Genomic DNA, 17515 nt, shown 5'->3' on the forward strand with positions numbered 1-17515 from the left:
CGGCCTAGAACGTGTATTCAGCAAAGACACCGATTTGTCGGCGGTCGCCCAGGCTGAACGCATATGTGCCAGCACCATCGGGATCATCATTATCAGCTGCAACGAAGCGGCGGCTGGTAACGTATTTTTCGTCAAACAGGTTGTTGGCGTAAACACCAACCCTGAGACCGTTGCCCGCATCATAGTTCAGCCGCGCATTTGTGATGGTGCGTTCGTCGCTTTTCTCATTGGCGTTGTTTTCGGGATCAAGGAAGCCTTCATCAGTGTAGTTGATGTCCATCCCGAAGCTCACGCCGTTGTCCCAGCGATACTCACCACCCAGCTTTGCCGTCGTTTCGGGCTCCCCAAAGCTGTTCCCGTCAAACGATACGCCGTTGCTCTCAAAATCGACGAATTCGGATCTGTTGAAACCCAACCCGCCAAATACTGACAATTGATCGGTCGGCCTAGCCTCAACGCTGAGTTCAAAACCATAAAGCTCGGATTCGCCGGCATTGCGCGTTTCGGTAACGGGCTGTCCAAAGAACGTGCGCCCAGTGCGCACATTGACCTGCTGGTCCTCGTAATTGGTGAAGTAGACATTGCCGCCCACGATCAGTGTCTCGTCTCGGAAAGTCCCGCGATAGGCAACTTCGTAGTTCGTGGTGAATTCGGGATCAAAATCGAATGTCGTTCCGTCAATGGCTGTGCCCGATCCGCCAGAGCGATAGCCCCGCTGGACGGTGAAACTAACCGATTGCGCCGCGGTCAGGTCATAGGTGATGCCCAACTTCGGAAGGAACGCATCGAATTCAGTATCGTTCGATGACGACTCATCCTGCAAAAGTGGGCAAATCTGGTCAAGCGGCGGGGGCAAAACGGGCTGGTCGCAGGCAGGGACATCAAAGACGGTTTCACTGCTGCTATCCGAAGATTCGCGGTCATAGCGGCCGCCCACCGTCAACGTCAGATTGGGTGAGACCACATCCAGCGGGATATCAGCCTCACCAAAGATCGCAAAGTTGCTTTCAGAATCGTCGCGTGAAGTAATTTGCGCGCCCGGCACACCAATGGGTGTGCCGATATCGGGGACTGCAGCCCCGACATCACCCGATGTGACGCTGCGCCATTCATTATCGATCTCGGTGTAAAAGAGCCCAACAACACCGGTTGCAAAGTCATTGTCAAACTTCAATTGAACGTCCTGTTCGAACACGCGATCGCTGATATCCCGTTCAAATGTCACAAGCGGCTGCGGTGTGTCGTCCCCATCCTCGTCGCGGACATAGTCGCTGTCGTAATAGCTTGTTTCAGTCTCCAGCCGCAGCGTGTCGCTGATATCGTAGGCAAGCCGCAAGCTCGTGATGCTCAGGTCGTTGCCTTCGACGCGTGGGAAGTCGTTTGTCACCTCCTCATCAGGATAAAAGCCCGGCGGCAGCTCATCTGCACTGTCGACCCGGTTGTTGACGATGAATTCGCCACGGGTGAAGTCGCTGTCGGTATGGCTGAAGATCATCTCAAAGTTGTCACTTGGTGCCCATAGCAGCTTGGCCCGATATGTGCGGCCTTCTTCGGGCGTCGCGGGTTCATCAAGCGTCGTATTCTCGATAAAATTGTCGTCCTCGATCCCTTCAGCGGTAAAGCGGAGGGCGAAATCTTCACCCAGCGGTGTATTGGCCATCAGCGCCAGCCGCCGCCGGTCTTCGTTACCGACATCGGCACGCAGGCGGTATTCGGGCGAGAAGATCGGATCATTTGACCGGACAATCACCGCACCAGCAAGCGCGTTGCGGCCCTGCTGTGTTGATTGAGGCCCACGCAGCACCTCGACCTGATCGATGTCCCACGCGCTGAAAGGGCCACCAAAAAATGCCTGGTTCGATGGCAGCGCGACCCCGTCAACCTGTGTAGATATGACCAGTCCATCGCCTGCGCCAACACCACGCTGATCGATCCCGCGGATGACGAAGCCGCCAAACCCCGGGGATGTCGAGGCGCCGATGGTGCGGTCAAGAACCTCTTCCACGCTGGTCTCACCTCGGTCCTCTATCTCTTCTCCGGTTTCAACCGAGGCGGATGTCGGGCTGTCTTGCAACGTGCGATCCTGCAATTCGCCTTGTAGAACAAGTGTTCCGAGATCGAACGGATCATCTGCCGCTTGCGCAAGCGCACCGGCGGCCAGGAATGCCAATGAAGAGACGGAAACTGAGAGAGTGATGAGAGAGCGCATATCTGACTTGCCAAAAAGTTCGTGGGTTTGGCTGGTCTTGGAAACCTCATGTTGAGGGTTTTTCACTAGCTCGTTGTTATGTGATACAGGTCTGGTTGGAATGCAAGCGACCCCGCCGATGGCAGTTGGTGGCGGAAAGTGACGTTGGTGCGCCTGACCAGACTATTCAGAATGACTTGGCATAACTCTGACTGGTGATCTTCTCCCCGGTGGGCTATGCATTAGCCAGCACGCGGAACAGCAAGCCACAGACCCTAAGAAAAGACGACGGCGTGATCTGGTGCATTTTCAACCTATCGAATTGCGTTTTCAGACAGTGACGGGTGTAGCGGTGGCACCTGCGCGCGCATCATCTCAAATCAACTTATTCTGAGGATCGGCCATGAAAGTGAGCACTGAAATAGACGGATTAGCCTTTGCGGCGATGCATGGTATGATGCTGCATGAGGCGCAAGAACACGGTTTGCCGGTACTGGAACAGACCGACAGCCACCTAAAAATCCAATCCGACTATGGTGCATTTGCAATTACTGATTTGGCTAAGAACGGTTTGCGACTTGAGGTTGAAGCAACGCGCACCAATGACTTACACGTTCTGCGCGATAGCCTGGTCGAACATATCGCACATTACCTGCCCGAAATCGCGACAAAGATAGCATGGTCCGATACGATCACCGATGGTGCCACACCACCAAATTTTCAGTTTGCCGAGGTGCTTTCTTCATTCCAGTTAAGCGCATGTTTTCAACGCCTGACATTGCGGTTGGAAACGGCAGAGCATTTTGATGATCGCGGCATTCACTTTCGATTTATCTTACCAGATCCAGCCAACACAAAGCCTGAATGGCCAAAGTTGGCTGCCAATGGCGCAACCCGCTGGCCGGTTGGCGATAAGGAGCTGCATCGGCCAATCTACACGGTCCGGGCGCAACGCGATGCGGAGATTGATGTTGATGTCTTTCAGCACAAAGGCGGTCTGGCATCTGAGTGGTCCAGAAACGTGAAGCGCGGTGAAAAGGTCGCGCTGATCGGACCCGGCGGTGGTGGTGTACTGACACAGAGCGTTGTTGTCCTGGCGGGTGATGAAACAGCCTATCCGGCGATATCGCGTATTTTGGACAGCCTGGATCAGGATGCCACTGCCAATGTCGTGTTGTTGTCGCAGCAAGGCTATAACGACTATCCGATACCCGAACGACCCAACACAATGCTGCGTTGGGTGGCACCTATTAGCTTTGTCAGACATGTGGAGCAGGCGATTACCGCAGCACCGGATTGCTATGCCTGGATTGCAGCGGAAAGTAATCCCGTAACGCAGATTCGCGAAAGCGAGGCCTTTCGCAGCCTGCCGAAAACCCATCGTTTGGCTGCCGTCTACTGGACGGCCGGGAAGGGGTCGCCATAGATCGTCGCTGGTGAAAATCCAAAGTCTGCCAACTCTTTCCCTTGCTCTGCAGCGATATGGATTCTCCGCTAGTATTCGGCGCGTTCGCTGCCATGTACCTCAAACAAAACAATTTTCTTCCTGATAAGTGTTTTCAGTTTTACCCATCATGAAATAGTGGTACCCGCAACGTGCCAGGTTCAGAGCACCGCCCAGCTTTCACAATAATTCTTTTTGGGAGCTGCCGATGCATACCTTTCGTGCGCGCCTTTTGTGCGCGACGTCCCTTTTTGCGTTAAACAGTTTTGCAACACTGACGTTTGCGCAAACAGCGGACGAAGATACAACCTTCCTCGGGACCTTGATCTTTGGTGAATTACTGACCCGCACGACGCAGGACAGCCCAACATCCGCAATTGTAGAGACCGGCGAAGACCTCGAAGAGCGCGGTGATGTTGATCTTTATAATGCAATCGAACGGGCCCCGAATGTTAGCACGACTTTTGGCAATAAAGGATTTGTGCTTCGCGGAATCCAGGCAAATGGCGCTGTCAGCAATGTGCAGTTGAACGGGACGCTTGTGTCAGTTCAGGTGGATGGTGTTGCACTGAACAATTACCAATCCACGTTCTTTGGTCCTTATTCTACGTGGGATCTTGACCAGTACGAAATCCTGCGCGGGCCACAATCGACCCAACAGGGCCGCAATGCGCTTGCAGGCGCCATTATCATTGAAACCCGCGACCCGGCATTCTTTCCCGAATACCGTTTGCGTGTTGAAGGCGGATCGCGCGACACCCAACGCCTTGCTCTGGCACTAAACCAACCATTAGGGGATACGGTTGCCGTCCGGGTGACGGGTGAGACGAAGGCGACAGATGGCTATGTGACAAGTAGGCCACTTGATGACGATGAATATGACGCTCGTGAATACGAGGCATATCGCGCCAAACTGCGGTGGCAACCATCTGAAAATTTTGACTCCGTAATTGAATACAGTTTCACCGACTCAAGCGGAGGCGAGGATTATGTTCTTGATAGCGAATTCCCCGATCAGCGTGTGACCGATCAGACAGCGGATGCCTTCGAAGGCTCAGTGCATCAATCCTTGGGATTTTCAACGACCTATCAGATTGGCGCTGGCTTGACGCTTGAGACTGAAACATCGCTTTACGAACAGGATTATGAACGGGTTGAGGGGTTTGCCCTTCCACTGGGTGCTGGAGAATCGCTGATTGAGATCGACGGCGGCAGCGAAACTTTTGAGCAGGACATTCAGCTGAAGTTTGAAAGTGGCCGATATCAGGGTGTCGTGGGGCTGTTCTACACCGAAACCAGCGACCGCCGACCGGTGTTTAGCACATTCGATCTGGGTGGTTTGAACCCGATGCTTGCGGGCGTATCTGATACAGTTGACGATCAGTTTGATACTGAGGTTACGAACATTGCCATCTATGGAGAAACTGATGTCGACATCGGCAGCATCGCCTCCGGTTTTACGATCACCGCAGGCGTACGTCTGGATGCAGAAGAGTTTACGTATACCCAAGCGGTGGATTTCGGACCTACCTTAAATACGGTCGCCATGATCCCGGATGTGCCTGAAAACAGCGACAGTGAGCAGTTTCGCGCTTTCCTGCCAAAACTGGGCGTGACCTATGACTTTACCGAAGATCAAGCTGTGAGCGCCACCGTCCAGCGCGGCTACCGCGCGGGTGGCGTGTCTTCAAATTTTGTCACCGCGGAGCTATCGGAATATGATCCTGAATTCGCAACGAACTACGAAGTTGCCTATCGTGGATCATTTCAAAATGATCGCGTCAGCATCGCCGGGAATGTTTTCTTCACACAATGGGAGGACATGCAGATCTCGGTGCCTGGGACGCCAACAGGAACGGCGCTGGACCCACTTTTCAATTTTGATACCGCCAATGCCGCCGAGTCAGAGCTTTATGGTTTTGAATTGAGCGTCGAGGCTGACCCGAGTGATCGTTTATCTGTCTTTGGCAGTGTTGGTTACACCCAGACGGAGTTCATCACCTTCGTCAGTGGTACGGATGATTTCAGCGGCAACGCGTTTCCTTTCGCGCCTGATTGGTCAGCAACACTTGGTGGGCGCTACACATGGGCAAATGGCTTTGCGTTGGGGTTGGACACCTCTTACAAAGCAGCGTCTTTTCAGGATAATGCAAACAGCTACAAAGATGACGACCGCTGGTTGGTGAATGTCCAGGCGGCATATGATGTGACCGACAGCATCACGGCGGGTGTCTATGTGCGCAACCTTTTTGACGAGGATTATGCCACGTCAAGGTTCGAACAGGCCGGCGCCCCCACGATCATCCGAACTGGAGAACCACAAACGATAGGGGCCTATCTGCAAGCTGAATTCTGATCCGTTCCGCAAGAAAGCTGCGGCGTGATTGGCACCGCAGCTTTCCGTTTCTTCAATCAAACAAAGCTGAACATATCGGCGTCCAGATCAGACACATGCGTTCGGTTGAGCGTGAGGCTATCATCATCTGAGAACTGGAAAACGACATTCCGGCCGTCCTGATTGGCGATTGCCATGAGGTCATCGAAGGTTTCGACACCTGTAACATCAATCGCGATCTGGTCGGAAGGCAGGCTGAAGAACCAGAAGTCAAAACCAGTGTCAAAGTCCTGGATTGTGTCGTTGCCCTCGGCGAAGACAAAAGTATCCACACCGAAGCCGCCACGCATCACGTCATTGCCCGCGCCGCCATCCAGAAGGTCGTTGCCAAAGCCACCGCTTAGCCGATCACTTCCGGCTCCACCCAGTAGATCATCGTTACCGAAGCCACCGCGCAGATGGTCATCTCCACCACCGCCAGAGACGATGTCGTCACCGAAACGTCCACTGATCCGATCATCATCGGCACCGCCACGCAGGAGATCATCGTCGAACGTCCCACGGTAGCGATCCTCCGACGCGGCAGGGTCATCAGCAACCGTGAAATTGAATGTCGATGTATCGCCCTCTGCGAACCCTTCGAAGCCTTGAGCTTCCTGATCCACAAAGGCGCCATCGGAGATTTCAATCGCATAGCGCGCGTCTGGCTCCAGATGCTCCGGTGGTGTGACGATGACGGTGTCCCCATCAAAGCTGACAAGGCGTTCGTCGGTCACATCGATCTGCGTCCGAGCGCCGCTGTCGCGGTTGACGAGTGTGATGAAGCCCTCGCCAGCCTCCACGACTTCGGTGAATGTGAGCGTCAGCGCTGCATCATTGCTCACATCCCGCCCGTTATCCGACGGAACGGCACTTTTGAGGAACGGCGCGGGGTCCGCGTCGAAATTCACCTGCTGCGGGAAATAGACCGACCCGTCAGAGGCATAGCCCAAGCGCCCGTCGGAGTTTGAGCCCCAGGTGAACACCTCGTCCGTATCGGAGACCGCGATGATCGAGTTGGGTCCCGTCTGAATTTCCACGATGTTGATATCGTCGAGTTCAGCGATCTTGGTTGGCAGGAAGCTGATGTCGCTTTCCACTGCCGGATCACCGTCGAGGCCACCGGTTGGCCCCTCATCATTCGGACCCCAGGCATAGACATCGCCGTCTTCGGTCAGGGCAATGGCCCAACGGGCTCCGCCTTTGACATCGATCACGTTGTCGGGCAAGCCCGTCAGTTCGACTGGGGTGGCGACATCTGCTGGATCGGGCGTGAACGTCCCGTCGCCATTGTCGGTCCCTTGCAAAAGTTGCCCCTTGTCGCTTTGGCCCCAGCCAAAGACACGCCCATCTTCGGTGACTGCGAAGGAGGTTTTGCCATCCGCCGTTACGGCGAGGATGTTTTCAGGCAGACCTTCCACAAGCACGGGGTCGATCACCCGGCGGTCATCGGAGGGGCTGACCTGGTTGTCGGTGTTGCTGCCGAAGGCAAAAACCTCCCCATCGGCGGTCAGGGCCAGCGTATGGGAGGTGCCTGAAGACACTGCGACCACGGTTTCATTGGCAAGCGCTTCGACGGCAGTTGGGACAAGACGCTCCTCTTGATCGCCGGTCCCAATCTGCCCGTTGGTATTGCTGCCCCAGGCGTAAAGCGTGCCATCGGCTCCAAGCGCATAGGACACGCCGTTCCCATTCTCGATCCCGATGACTTCAACATCATCCAAGGCGTCGATCTTGACCGCCGATTGGCGGCTTTCCTCATCGCCCAGCCCCAGCGGCCCGCGATTGTTGAAACCAAAGGCGTAGACGTCACCTTCATCCGTCAGGAAAGTCGTGTGCAGCATACCCGCAGAAACGGACGTGATCGTCGCGTCGAAACCCTCCGGCAGTTCAACCGGTAAAGGTGCTTTGACGTCGAACCCGACGCTGCCGTTGCCCAACTGGCTCACGATGTTTTCGCCAGAGCTGTAAAGCACGCCATCTTGCAGAAAGACCGAGAAGTGGTTGCCCGCGCCAACCGTGCTGGGCACGACTTGGGCCATGCCCTCATAGTCCTCCACGGAGCGCGGGCGGATCAGTTGACCGTCGAACTGATCAGACCCGAAAATGACAGTCTCGCCCGCGTCAAAGAAATCGCCATCGCCATTCAGGTTGGTCAGCTTCAGAACGCTCGCGTCACCGTCAAAGCTGTTGGCGGTCAGGATCAGATCGCCATCGCCGTCCGTTGCGATTGAAAACCCGATATCGGCAGGGATGTCGTCCGGCATCAAACTGGCATTCCACACCTCGACAGCCTCAAAAACGCTGTCGATCTGACCGGACCCATCCAGATCGTTAAGACGGTAAATCTTCAAAAGCTCATCGCCATCGGGAAACCAGGTCAGTGTATAGAGTGAGCCGTCGACTGCGACAGCACTTGAGATATCGACAGGCGCGCCAAAGCTCATCTCATCGGAGATAAACTCCGTCACTTCATCGGCCTGAATGCTGCCGTCACCGTTGATATCCTCGATCCGATAGATCACGTCCGTTGCCGTACCCGCCAGATCGTTTAGATAGGCGACATTCCCATCAAAACTGAGGTCAAACGGCACTGCAGTCTCGACAATGCTCTGGACATCCAGCCAAACGGTGGCTTCACCAGAGTCATTGGCATCGCCGTCGCCGTTCAGATCAACGGTGCGATAGATCGCGTCCTGCGGTGCCGAACTCGTTCCGGCATTGGAAATATAGATCGCGCCATCGGCACCTTCGGCGATCCCGTTCGGTGTGACGGTGGAGAGGCCCGCCGCATTGTCGGCGGAGAACCAGATCGCGGCCTCGCCCGCGTCTTGTGCGTCGCCATCGGCGTTCAGGTCGGTGAGCCGGTAAACACTGTCAGTGCTGCCATCGCCGATATACACCGATTTGTCCTGCGCCTGATGGACGGTGAAGACGTTGTTTGTTGGATCTACAAGGCCGCTTTCATTCGCGGCGTCGAAGAAAACACGTGCCTCCTCGGCCCCGGCGGCGTTGCCATCACCATCAAGATCCTGCAGCAGTAGAACCTGATCCCTGCGTTGATCGGCAACAAGAATGCCGTTTATTGTGCGTTCAGATATACGTGCCATTTGGCCCCCCAATTCACCTGAAAGAGAGAGCCTGGCGCGCCGCTGGGGACTCAAGAAATGCGATTATCGATGCGATGCATCTGGCGGTCTTTTGGCGGATGTTTAGGCGAAGGTGAAGCCCAATTCAGCGCTATGCACCGATTTGGGTTTCCAAACAGCTGACTGTTCCATAAATGGTGGACTTCGCTTAACATCAGATCAGGTTAAAGGCCTGATCTATCCGTCAAAAATTCACTCCAAGCCGTAGATGCGCGCGATATCTTCCAGCATCAGATTGGCCGCGATGATCCCGCCGGCCGTGTTCCAGATCGGATCGCTGACCTCGTGCACGCGCCCGGCCTTGACTGCGGATAGTGACTGCCACAGGGGATCGGACATCGCATCATCGCGTGCCGCGACACCTTCGCCATCGCCGGTGTCCCAGGTGAAGTGGAAAATCCGGTCGCCATCCATATCGGGAATACTCTCCTTGCCGGTCCGAATGGCGAATTCATCGACGTTCTGGATATCGGGGCGATCAAAGCCAACGGCGCCGAGGATGAAGCCCGAGAAGCTATCAAGCTGGTAGATACGGATCTGCGTCGGCAGGAAGCGGATCACACTGACCTTTTCGTCTGTAATATCGCCCAGTTTCTCTGCCAATGCCGCCACATTGTCCTCAAAGGCCGAAAGTGCGGCGGTGCCTTCCTCGTCGCGACCAAGCGCGCTGGCGTAGAGCTCAAAGTTCCGGCGCCAATCCCCGCGCAGCCGCTCGGATACGACCGTCGGCGCAATGGCAGACAATTGCGGATAGATATCCTCGTGCCGTTGCTTGTTGGCCAGGATCAGGTCAGGTTCCAGCGCCGCGACAAGCTCAAGATTGATTGCGCTCTCCTTGCCCACATTCATGGCGTCGCCCATCGCGTCCGTGATGTGCGGATACCACGGGTCACCCAGCCAGGATTGCGACGCACCGACCGGTGTGACGCCAATGGCCAGAACAGCCTCCGTCCCCTCGTTGGTGAGAACAACGACCCGTTGCGGGTCATCGGGGACATCTGTTTCACCCATCGCGTGGGAAATCGTGTCTGCAAACAGGGTGGTTGGCACAAGCAATAATGCGGCCAAGATCGAGCGCAACATCGCGGTCTCCTTTCAAAACTATCGAATGATGGAAGGCGGTGGCGGCGGCTGCGCAATCCTGCTAGCTAAACTTGAGTGAAATTGTAAGGAACGTCAATTGCCACCCTTTCGGCTGATGCTTTTATTGAGTTTCACGCTCATCGTAGCGATGATTGCTAGCCTCCACCTTGGTCTGCGGCTCTATTCACCTGCGCAGGTCTGGGGAGCCCTTCTTTCACCTGATGAAGGTGAGGTTGCTCTGATTGTCAGCGGTTTGCGTCTCCCAAGAACACTGGCCGCATGTGGCGTTGGTGCGGCTTTGGCTGTCTGCGGGTTGCTAATGCAATCGATCCTGCGCAATCCGCTGGCCGATCCCGGACTGCTGGGCGTGAATGCGGGGGCAAGCTTTGCCGTTGTTCTGGGCTTTGGTGTCTTCGGGGTGACATCTTTCGGTATCCTGTCCGCACTGGCCCTTGTCGGGGCAGCGATGGCAACAGGTGTTCTTTATCTCATTTTGGCGTTGGCGGGGGGGCGTATGACCCCGGTGACACTGGTGCTCGCCGGGGTGACGCTGGCCGCGCTCCTCTCCGCATTGACGCAAGTGTTGATCGTCACCGACGAAGGCACGATGGAGGCTTTGTTGTTCTGGCTCGCGGGCGGCTTTGCAGATCGGGACCAACAGACATTGTGGTACGCGCTGCCCGTGATTTGCGTGGGCCTATTGATGGCGGCCCCCATGGCGCAAGGGCTGCAGGCGCTACAGATTGGCGACAGCGCAGCACAAGCCATCGGCGTGAATGTCGCCCGCCTGCGGATCGGTGCCCTCGCAGTGGCAACCCTTCTTGCGGCCATCTGCGTCACAGTCGCGGGACCCGTTGGCTTTGTCGGGCTGGTGGCCCCGCACCTTGCGCGCCTGACGGGAGTGCCGGGTTATGGTTGGCAGATCAGCTTTGCGGCACTGATTGGTGGTACCCTTGCCGTCTCAGCCGATATCGCGGCCCGCCTGATTGTGGCACCGCAGGAGGCACCGGTCACTGCCTTGTTGGCACTGGTCGGAGCGCCGATCCTGATTGGGCTTGTCAGGCGCCAGGGCGCGCGGTTCGCATGATCTTGCGGACAGCAGGCCCCTTTGCATTTCTGGCCTTGCTCAGCATTGCCGCTATCGGCGTCGGCTCTTCCTGGATGCCACCCGACCGTGTGATCGCCGCGCTTTTCGGCCAGGGCGCGCGGATGGATGAGGTGATCATCTGGACCCTGCGCATGCCGCGTGTGTTGCTTGCCATGCTCGCCGGGGCGGCCTTGGCGCTGGCGGGCCTCTTGTTGCAACGTATCGTGCGGAATCCCATCGCATCGCCGTCGGTTCTTGGCCTCGTCGACGGGGCAGCGGTTGGAGTTGTCCTGTTCCTCTTTATCTTCTCGAATGAAGCGAATGCACTTGTGGTTTCAATCCACTGGCTGCCTTTGGCTGCGACGCTGGGAGCATTCGGCTTTGCGACCCTTGTAGCTGCCGTTGCGGCCAGGGATCTGACACAACCCGCGCGGCTGATCCTCTATGGTATTGCAGCGGCGGCACTTGCAAAAGCACTTGTCACCGTTCTGATCGTTCTTGGCCCCGTCTACCGCGCGAGCCAGGCGCTGATCTGGCTTGCCGGATCGGTCCATGCCGCACATTGGGAGGATGTGGCGATCCTTGCCGCCTTATTCTGCCTGACGATCCCGCTGCTCATCGCTATCGCCCGCCCGATGGATCAGATGCTGCTGGATGACCAAAGCGCAGGTTCTACCGGGCTGGCGCTGAATCGGACAAAACTGCTGGCCCTTGCTTTGACGGTCATCCTGACGGCGGCGGCCGTGTCATTTGCCGGGGGCCTCGCGTTTGTCGGGCTCTTGTCACCGCATATTGCCCGCGCGCTGGTTGGGCTCAGGATGGCGGCCCTGCTGGTTGTGACCCCGGTGATCGGCAGCGCCATCGTGCTCGGCGCGGACATTCTGGCGCGAACAATTGCCGCACCGCTTGAACTGCCCACAGGCGCGATCACCGCGCTGGTCGGCGCGCCTTACTTCTTTTGGTTATTACTTAAGGAGGTTCGCAATGGCTGACGACAACCTGTCGCTCTCGGATATCTCATTTGCCTATGCCAAAACACCCGTTCTGCATGGCATATCAACAACGTTTACCAAAGGCCGTTTGACAGCGATCTGCGGGCCAAATGGCTGCGGGAAATCGACGCTTTTGAATATTGCTGCGGCCCAGATGACGCCATTGCAGGGGCAAGTTCAGTTGGGTCAGCAACCGTTGAATCGCATGCCGCCCAAGGTGAGGGCACGACATATAGCGATGCTGCCGCAAACACCGCATGCACCATCGGAAATGAACGTCCGTGATCTGGCCGCATTGGGTCGTTATGCCTATCGGGGCGCCTTGTCTGGCTTGTCGGTTGAGGATCAAAACGCCGTCGACTGTGCGTTGCAGGCCACGAACATGGCTGCGTTGGCAGATCAACCGCTTGCCGCCCTGTCAGGTGGGCAGAAACAGCGGGCTTGGATATCCATGACGCTGGCCCAATCGGCCCCGTGGTTGCTCCTAGATGAGCCGACCAACCACCTGGACGTTACACATGCGGTCGAGGTGATGGAACTTCTGAGCGACTTGGTCGCGCGGGAAGGAAAGACGGTCGTAGTTGTCATGCATGACCTCAACCTGATGGCGCGGTTTTCCGATGATGTCGTGCTGATGGATCAGGGACGCATTGTTGCCGAGGGTTGCTTTGCAGCAGCAGTAGACGAAGAGCGCCTATCGAATATCTATTGCCGCCCAATTACGTTTGGGCAGCTAGAAGGAAGAGAGCGGCCATTCATCGTCGTCGAATAGCGTTCGACACCGCCGTGAATGCTGCCACCAACCTTGAATTAATGATGCCTGAAACTGATCGACAAAGCTTTGATCTGGCTAAATCTTGCTGGCTCAGACCAAGCTGACTTCGCATATGCGGCTGCGATCCGGACGACGGCGGATCCCGGAGACCAAGATTTCGATCTACGCAAGTACGATGCCGCTGTGCTGGCCAAAAACTGTCGTAACCTTAAGATCGATCTGAGAGAGTTCAGGTCGCCAATTCTTTCGCAGCTTGTTGGAACCAAACGACAGTTTGCGCATGATGTGCCTCGCCCCAACGATCTATGAACTGTTGTGTTTGGAAGTGCCGATGATCGTTCAAGGCTTCAAGCCGTTCGGCCACATAGGTCTGCGTCAGTAGAATGTCGCATTTCACTATGATGCAGTGCTTCCACTCTTCATATGTTTTTGGGATGAAAGACATGTCTGTCCCTTTCGTCATTTTTTCGAACAAGGAGCAATTGTTTGAGTGCCGTTAAGAGCGGAATTTCGACCAGCATACCTGAGACGATGACCGCTAGAACCAAAGGCTGATCCGGCATCGCTAGCGCCGTAAAGGCAAGCTTAAAGGCCGAATTGCTCACCTTGCTGGACGCATCAGATCAAGAGCACGCACGCTTGATCAGATTGATCGAAGCGCACGACGAAGAACTGAAAGCGCAGCGGGCCTTTATCGAAGAACTCTCGGAACAGCTCAAAAATTTGCAAAGCGCGTTCGCTCAGCTGTCGCGGATTTGAAAGGATGGTTGCACGACGGACCAGGCCTTTAGACGGCTGACGGCTTCCAAAAGCCTCAGCAAACACGATAAAGCTGTTCGAACTGCGATCCAGGCGCCAAGCCTGCGGAGTTAATAACCATGACGCTCATGCAATGAACGGTCCGTCATTTGGTTGCGATGTGATGGTGCAGCAGTCTAGGTCACTACGCTCATACGCTCGCCGTCCAAAACCTGTACCGCCCCTGTCCCGTGATCTCGCGGATGATCCCGGCCTGCGTCATCCTGTTGAGGTTGCGCTGGATAGCAGCGCGGCTGGCGCCGGTTTGCTTTTCGGCCATGGGCGCGCTGATCAGGGGCCAGTCGCGCAACAGCCGGATCAGTTGCGGTGGCGTCCGCCCCGTCAGGTCGGCGCAGGCTGCTTGTACTTGCATCTCCCAGGCCCGGACCCCATCCAGCACGCGCAGGGCCGCCCGTGTCGCATGATCAGCCCCGGCGATCCAGCGCCGCAAGCGTTCCTGTGGTGTGCCGGTGCCGCGCAGGCCCCCTGCCCCGCCAAGCGCCAGCGGCAAGAACAGCGCATCCTCGGTGCCACCCTCCTGCAAGGCAAACCGCGCCGCCACCACCGCCGCCTCCATCAGCGGCAAGGGTGCGGCGCCCCCCAATGCGTGCCCCGTTGACAACCCCACGATCGGCCAAAGGTGGAACCCAAGCGCCGCCCGGCTGATCGGATGCAGCTTGGCGCCCTGCCCCATCACCTCATGCCAATCGGCGATCTGATCGGCGAGACGCGCGTCATCGGATTGCCGTCCCAGAAACGCGGCCAGATCATCTTGCGGGGCCAAGCCGCCTTGCAGGCGCCGCGCGGCCCAGCCGGCACGTGCCAGGGCCTGGGCATCCTCCGTATCGCCCGCCAACCGTAATGCGAGCCACAAAGCCAGCCGCTCCGCCGGCACCCGGTCACCAGCGAGCCAGCTCAGATCCGCCGCCTCAATGAGCGCCAGCCGATGCCGCCACCCCGCTGGTCCGGCCTGCAGCCGCGCCGCCAGCATGCCAACGCGCAATGCCAGATCTGCCAGCGGTCGCGCTAACGCCGCCTCGGCCGCTATCCATGCATCCACATCCACCAGCGGCGTCTGATCCGCGCGCGGCCCCGGCGGATCATGCGACTGCAGCACCGCATGATCCGGCCCGGGCAGAAACCACAGATCCTCCTCATCCACCGGATCAGGGTCGAACACATCCCGATCCGGCGGTTGCGCGCTTTCATCTTCGATGAAAGAAATTTTGCGTGGATCTGCCATAATGTGCATTATGAGGCGATTTTGCAAATTACCCAAGTGATTTCACCTTTAGGATAAGTACACGTGATAAGTTCCAGTTATCATGTCTCTTGATTTTGGTGCTAAATCCGACGAAAAATGGCGTCATGTATCGCTCAGCACATCCCACGGTTCCTACCAAAAGGACGATCAAGCACATCTGGTGGGGCATGCCATGACCGCCCCACTCGCCGCGTACATACCCGGCCAAACCGGCCTCTCGGACGCGGATCAGGACGCGCTGACCGATCTCTATATCCGCGGCACACCCGCCAATACACTGCGCGCCTATGAACGCGATCTGATCTATCTGACCGCCTGGAAGGCCGCTGCCTTCGCTGCACCGCTCAACTGGCCCGAAGGTGAGGCCGTCGCGCTCCGCTTCATTATTGATCACAGCCGCGACCTGACCGAGGCAGATCCGCAGGACCCCGCCCTGACCGCGGCTGATGCTCTCATCACGCAAGGCTTGCGCAAAAGCCATGCCTGCCCTGCCCCATCGACGCTTGATCGCCGCATTGCCTCCTGGCGGGCCTTTCACCGTATGAAGAACCTCGCGTCCCCCTTTGACGCGCCGCTGGTCCGACAGGCCCGCGCCAAGGCACGGCGGGCCGCCGCGAAACCCAAAGCGCCCAAATCCGCCAACCCGATCACGCGTGAGGTGCTGGAGGCGGTGCTCGCCACTTGCGACCACTCCCTGCGCGGTCTCCGCGACCGCGCCATCCTGATGCTCGGCTGGGCCTCAGGCGGGCGCCGCCGATCCGAGATTGCGGGACTGATGCGCCAGGATATCGACCTGAAGGATTACGCCAAGGACGGGATCATCTGGATCAACCTGGTTGAGACCAAAACCACGCAGAGCGGCAAGACACCTAAGCTGGTGTTGAAAGGCCGCGCCGCCCAGGCGCTCGCTTTCTGGGTCGAGATGGGCGACATCAATGACGGCCCCCTCTTCCGCCCCATCACCCGGAACGACGATCCGTTGGAGCGCGCCCTCTCGCCAGATGGCATCTATCAGATCGTGCAAAAGCGCGTCACGCAGGCAGGCTTCCCAAAAGGCTTTGCCACACCCCACGGCCTACGCTCCGGCTTCCTGACCCAGGCGGCGCTCGACGGCGCGCCAATCCAGGCCGCCATGCGCCTGTCTCTCCACCGCTCGCTCGCCCAGGCGCAGCAATACTACGACGACGTCGAAATCACCGAGAATCCAGCGACGGATCTGCTGGGGTGACGCTCATGTTCAACGAAATTGACTTTTGTTGAACACGTGGTTATGTTCAACAAAATATAAAACTGTTGAACAACCATGCTCGACCGCCACTCGTCCACCGCACATGCGGCCTATCACGACCTGTTGGCCTCGCTTAAAAACGAGGTAGCGACAGAGGTGCGCGGCACGCCGACCAAGGCGATCCGGGGCGGCAAAGCCTATTGGTACGACACATTTCGGGTCGGGACGGATGTGCGCAAGACCTATATCGGTGAGGACACGCCGGAACTTGCCACACGATTGGGTCAACTGCTGCATCTGAAAGCGCAGGCGGGGACCAGGCAGGAGAATCGCACGCGCCTGATCCGTATCCTGCGAGCCGAAGGCTTTATGCGGATCGATGCCGCCACAGGCAGTCTGATAGCAGCGATGGCGAAAGCATGTGTCTTTCGGCTGGGCGGGACAATTGTCGGCACACATGCATTCCGGCTGTATGAGGGTGAACTGGGCCTGCGCTATCGTTTTGACGATGCCGCCCAGACTCGCGACATGGACATCGCGGGTTTTGAGCGCCTGTCACTGGCGCTGGAGGATGTGGTGTCTCCGCGTTTGCAGGATGTCTTTCGCGACTTTTCCTTTGAACCTGTGCCCGACCTGAAACCTGGCAATGTCTGGCGCTGGAAACAGACACGGAACGAGCTGATGGTGGAGTTTCTGACACCGTCGTTTGACGCCGATGAAACGATCAGACCTCTTGCCGCACTGGGTGTCGATGCGCAATCGCTGCATCATATGAACTATCTGATCCAGCAACCAATCCTTGCAGCTGTGCCCTACCGCAGCGGCGTGCTGGTGCAGATCCCACAGCCCGAACGCTTTGCCATTCACAAACTGATCGTGGCGGATCGCAGGAAAGGCGGGCCAGATGCGATCAAGTCGACGAAGGACCGCGCGCAAGCCGCGTTTCTGATCAGGGCGCTGGCCGAGGACCGTCCCGATGAATTGCGTGAGGCCTATCAGATCGCACGCGAGACCGGCCCGCGTTGGACGATGCGGCTGGACAATACACTGGAAAAAATGCCAGCGACGCGCGCGATCTTGGCGGGGCTTTAGACCACCCAAAACCCATGGGTTACCCTCAATCCTTGAGCGCG

13 protein-coding genes are annotated in these 17515 nt (G+C 57.3%); 7 read left to right on the plus strand and 6 right to left on the minus strand.

The annotated features are described in order from the left end of the window. Window positions 1-4 precede the first annotated feature (4 nt). Window positions 5-2209, minus strand: coding sequence for a TonB-dependent receptor (locus tag SLH47_RS20825; protein ID WP_320242325.1), 2205 nt, complete (start codon window positions 2207-2209; stop codon window positions 5-7). A 382-nt stretch (window positions 2210-2591) separates the two neighbouring features. Between SLH47_RS20825 and SLH47_RS20830 the strand changes: the two genes are divergently transcribed. Both SLH47_RS20830 and SLH47_RS20835 read left to right on the plus strand, forming a co-directional pair. Beyond that, entirely contained in the window at window positions 2592-3614 is a 1023-nt protein-coding gene (locus SLH47_RS20830; protein WP_320242326.1) for a siderophore-interacting protein, read from the plus strand. Between the two features lie 226 nt (window positions 3615-3840). Further along, entirely contained in the window at window positions 3841-5988 is a 2148-nt protein-coding gene (locus tag SLH47_RS20835) for a TonB-dependent receptor (RefSeq protein WP_320242327.1), read from the plus strand. A 56-nt stretch (window positions 5989-6044) separates the two neighbouring features. Here the strand turns inward: SLH47_RS20835 and SLH47_RS20840 are convergent, their stop codons facing one another. Next, window positions 6045-9116: an Ig-like domain-containing protein gene (locus tag SLH47_RS20840; RefSeq protein WP_320242329.1), complete on the minus strand. Its 3072-nt coding sequence runs from the start codon at window positions 9114-9116 to the stop codon at window positions 6045-6047. A 231-nt stretch (window positions 9117-9347) separates the two neighbouring features. Continuing rightward, complete coding sequence (locus tag SLH47_RS20845) at window positions 9348-10238, minus strand: iron-siderophore ABC transporter substrate-binding protein (protein WP_320242331.1); 891 nt, start codon at window positions 10236-10238, stop codon at window positions 9348-9350. Between the two features lie 115 nt (window positions 10239-10353). On the opposite strand from SLH47_RS20845, the gene SLH47_RS20850 reads away from it, so the two are divergent. Genes SLH47_RS20850 through SLH47_RS20860 form a run of 3 tightly spaced genes read left to right on the plus strand, consistent with a single transcriptional unit; the run spans window position 10354 to window position 13089 of the window. Continuing rightward, window positions 10354-11325 (plus strand): iron ABC transporter permease, encoded by a 972-nt coding sequence (locus SLH47_RS20850; protein WP_320242333.1) that lies wholly within the window; start codon window positions 10354-10356, stop codon window positions 11323-11325. After that, entirely contained in the window at window positions 11322-12317 is a 996-nt protein-coding gene (locus tag SLH47_RS20855; RefSeq protein ID WP_320242335.1) for an iron ABC transporter permease, read from the plus strand. Before SLH47_RS20850 ends, SLH47_RS20855 begins: the two co-directional genes overlap by 4 nt. Further along, the gene (locus SLH47_RS20860; protein ID WP_320242336.1) at window positions 12310-13089 is read left to right on the plus strand and encodes an ABC transporter ATP-binding protein; all 780 of its coding nucleotides are present in this window, start codon (window positions 12310-12312) and stop codon (window positions 13087-13089) included. The genes SLH47_RS20855 and SLH47_RS20860 overlap by 8 nt, the downstream gene beginning before the upstream one ends. Before the next feature lie 232 nt (window positions 13090-13321). Here SLH47_RS20860 and SLH47_RS20865 read toward each other — a convergent pair whose 3' ends face one another. The 3 genes from SLH47_RS20865 to SLH47_RS20875 form a co-directional block, all read right to left on the minus strand. After that, window positions 13322-13537, minus strand: a complete 216-nt coding sequence (locus tag SLH47_RS20865; protein ID WP_320242338.1) for a hypothetical protein — start codon at window positions 13535-13537, stop codon at window positions 13322-13324. 173 nt (window positions 13538-13710) lie between these two features. Continuing rightward, on the minus strand, window positions 13711-13917 hold the full coding sequence (locus SLH47_RS20870) for a hypothetical protein (RefSeq protein ID WP_320242340.1): 207 nt from the start codon (window positions 13915-13917) through the stop codon (window positions 13711-13713). 124 nt (window positions 13918-14041) lie between these two features. Further along, window positions 14042-15133 (minus strand): helix-turn-helix domain-containing protein, encoded by a 1092-nt coding sequence (locus SLH47_RS20875; protein ID WP_320242342.1) that lies wholly within the window; start codon window positions 15131-15133, stop codon window positions 14042-14044. An 82-nt stretch (window positions 15134-15215) separates the two neighbouring features. On the opposite strand from SLH47_RS20875, the gene SLH47_RS20880 reads away from it, so the two are divergent. Next, entirely contained in the window at window positions 15216-16382 is a 1167-nt protein-coding gene (locus SLH47_RS20880) for a tyrosine-type recombinase/integrase (RefSeq protein WP_320242344.1), read from the plus strand. 75 nt (window positions 16383-16457) lie between these two features. Continuing rightward, entirely contained in the window at window positions 16458-17474 is a 1017-nt protein-coding gene (locus SLH47_RS20885) for a GSU2403 family nucleotidyltransferase fold protein (protein ID WP_320242345.1), read from the plus strand. Window positions 17475-17515: the final 41 nt, after the last annotated feature.

The sequence above is a fragment of the Cognatiyoonia sp. IB215182 genome (assembly GCF_033963905.1).
Classification (GTDB): domain Bacteria; phylum Pseudomonadota; class Alphaproteobacteria; order Rhodobacterales; family Rhodobacteraceae; genus Yoonia.

Excerpts from the sequence above, each read along its gene's own strand:
- SLH47_RS20825 (WP_320242325.1), bottom strand. The coding sequence starts at position 2,209 with ATGCGCTCTCTCATCACTCTCTCAGTTTCCGTCTCTTCATTGGCATTC.
- SLH47_RS20830 (WP_320242326.1), top strand. The coding sequence starts at position 2,592 with ATGAAAGTGAGCACTGAAATAGACGGATTAGCCTTTGCGGCGATGCAT.
- SLH47_RS20835 (WP_320242327.1), top strand. The coding sequence starts at position 3,841 with ATGCATACCTTTCGTGCGCGCCTTTTGTGCGCGACGTCCCTTTTTGCG.
- SLH47_RS20840 (WP_320242329.1), bottom strand. The coding sequence starts at position 9,116 with ATGGCACGTATATCTGAACGCACAATAAACGGCATTCTTGTTGCCGAT.
- SLH47_RS20845 (WP_320242331.1), bottom strand. The coding sequence starts at position 10,238 with ATGTTGCGCTCGATCTTGGCCGCATTATTGCTTGTGCCAACCACCCTG.
- SLH47_RS20850 (WP_320242333.1), top strand. The coding sequence starts at position 10,354 with ATGCTTTTATTGAGTTTCACGCTCATCGTAGCGATGATTGCTAGCCTC.
- SLH47_RS20855 (WP_320242335.1), top strand. The coding sequence starts at position 11,322 with ATGATCTTGCGGACAGCAGGCCCCTTTGCATTTCTGGCCTTGCTCAGC.
- SLH47_RS20860 (WP_320242336.1), top strand. The coding sequence starts at position 12,310 with ATGGCTGACGACAACCTGTCGCTCTCGGATATCTCATTTGCCTATGCC.
- SLH47_RS20865 (WP_320242338.1), bottom strand. The coding sequence starts at position 13,537 with ATGTCTTTCATCCCAAAAACATATGAAGAGTGGAAGCACTGCATCATA.
- SLH47_RS20875 (WP_320242342.1), bottom strand. The coding sequence starts at position 15,133 with ATGGCAGATCCACGCAAAATTTCTTTCATCGAAGATGAAAGCGCGCAA.
- SLH47_RS20880 (WP_320242344.1), top strand. The coding sequence starts at position 15,216 with ATGTCTCTTGATTTTGGTGCTAAATCCGACGAAAAATGGCGTCATGTA.
- SLH47_RS20885 (WP_320242345.1), top strand. The coding sequence starts at position 16,458 with ATGCTCGACCGCCACTCGTCCACCGCACATGCGGCCTATCACGACCTG.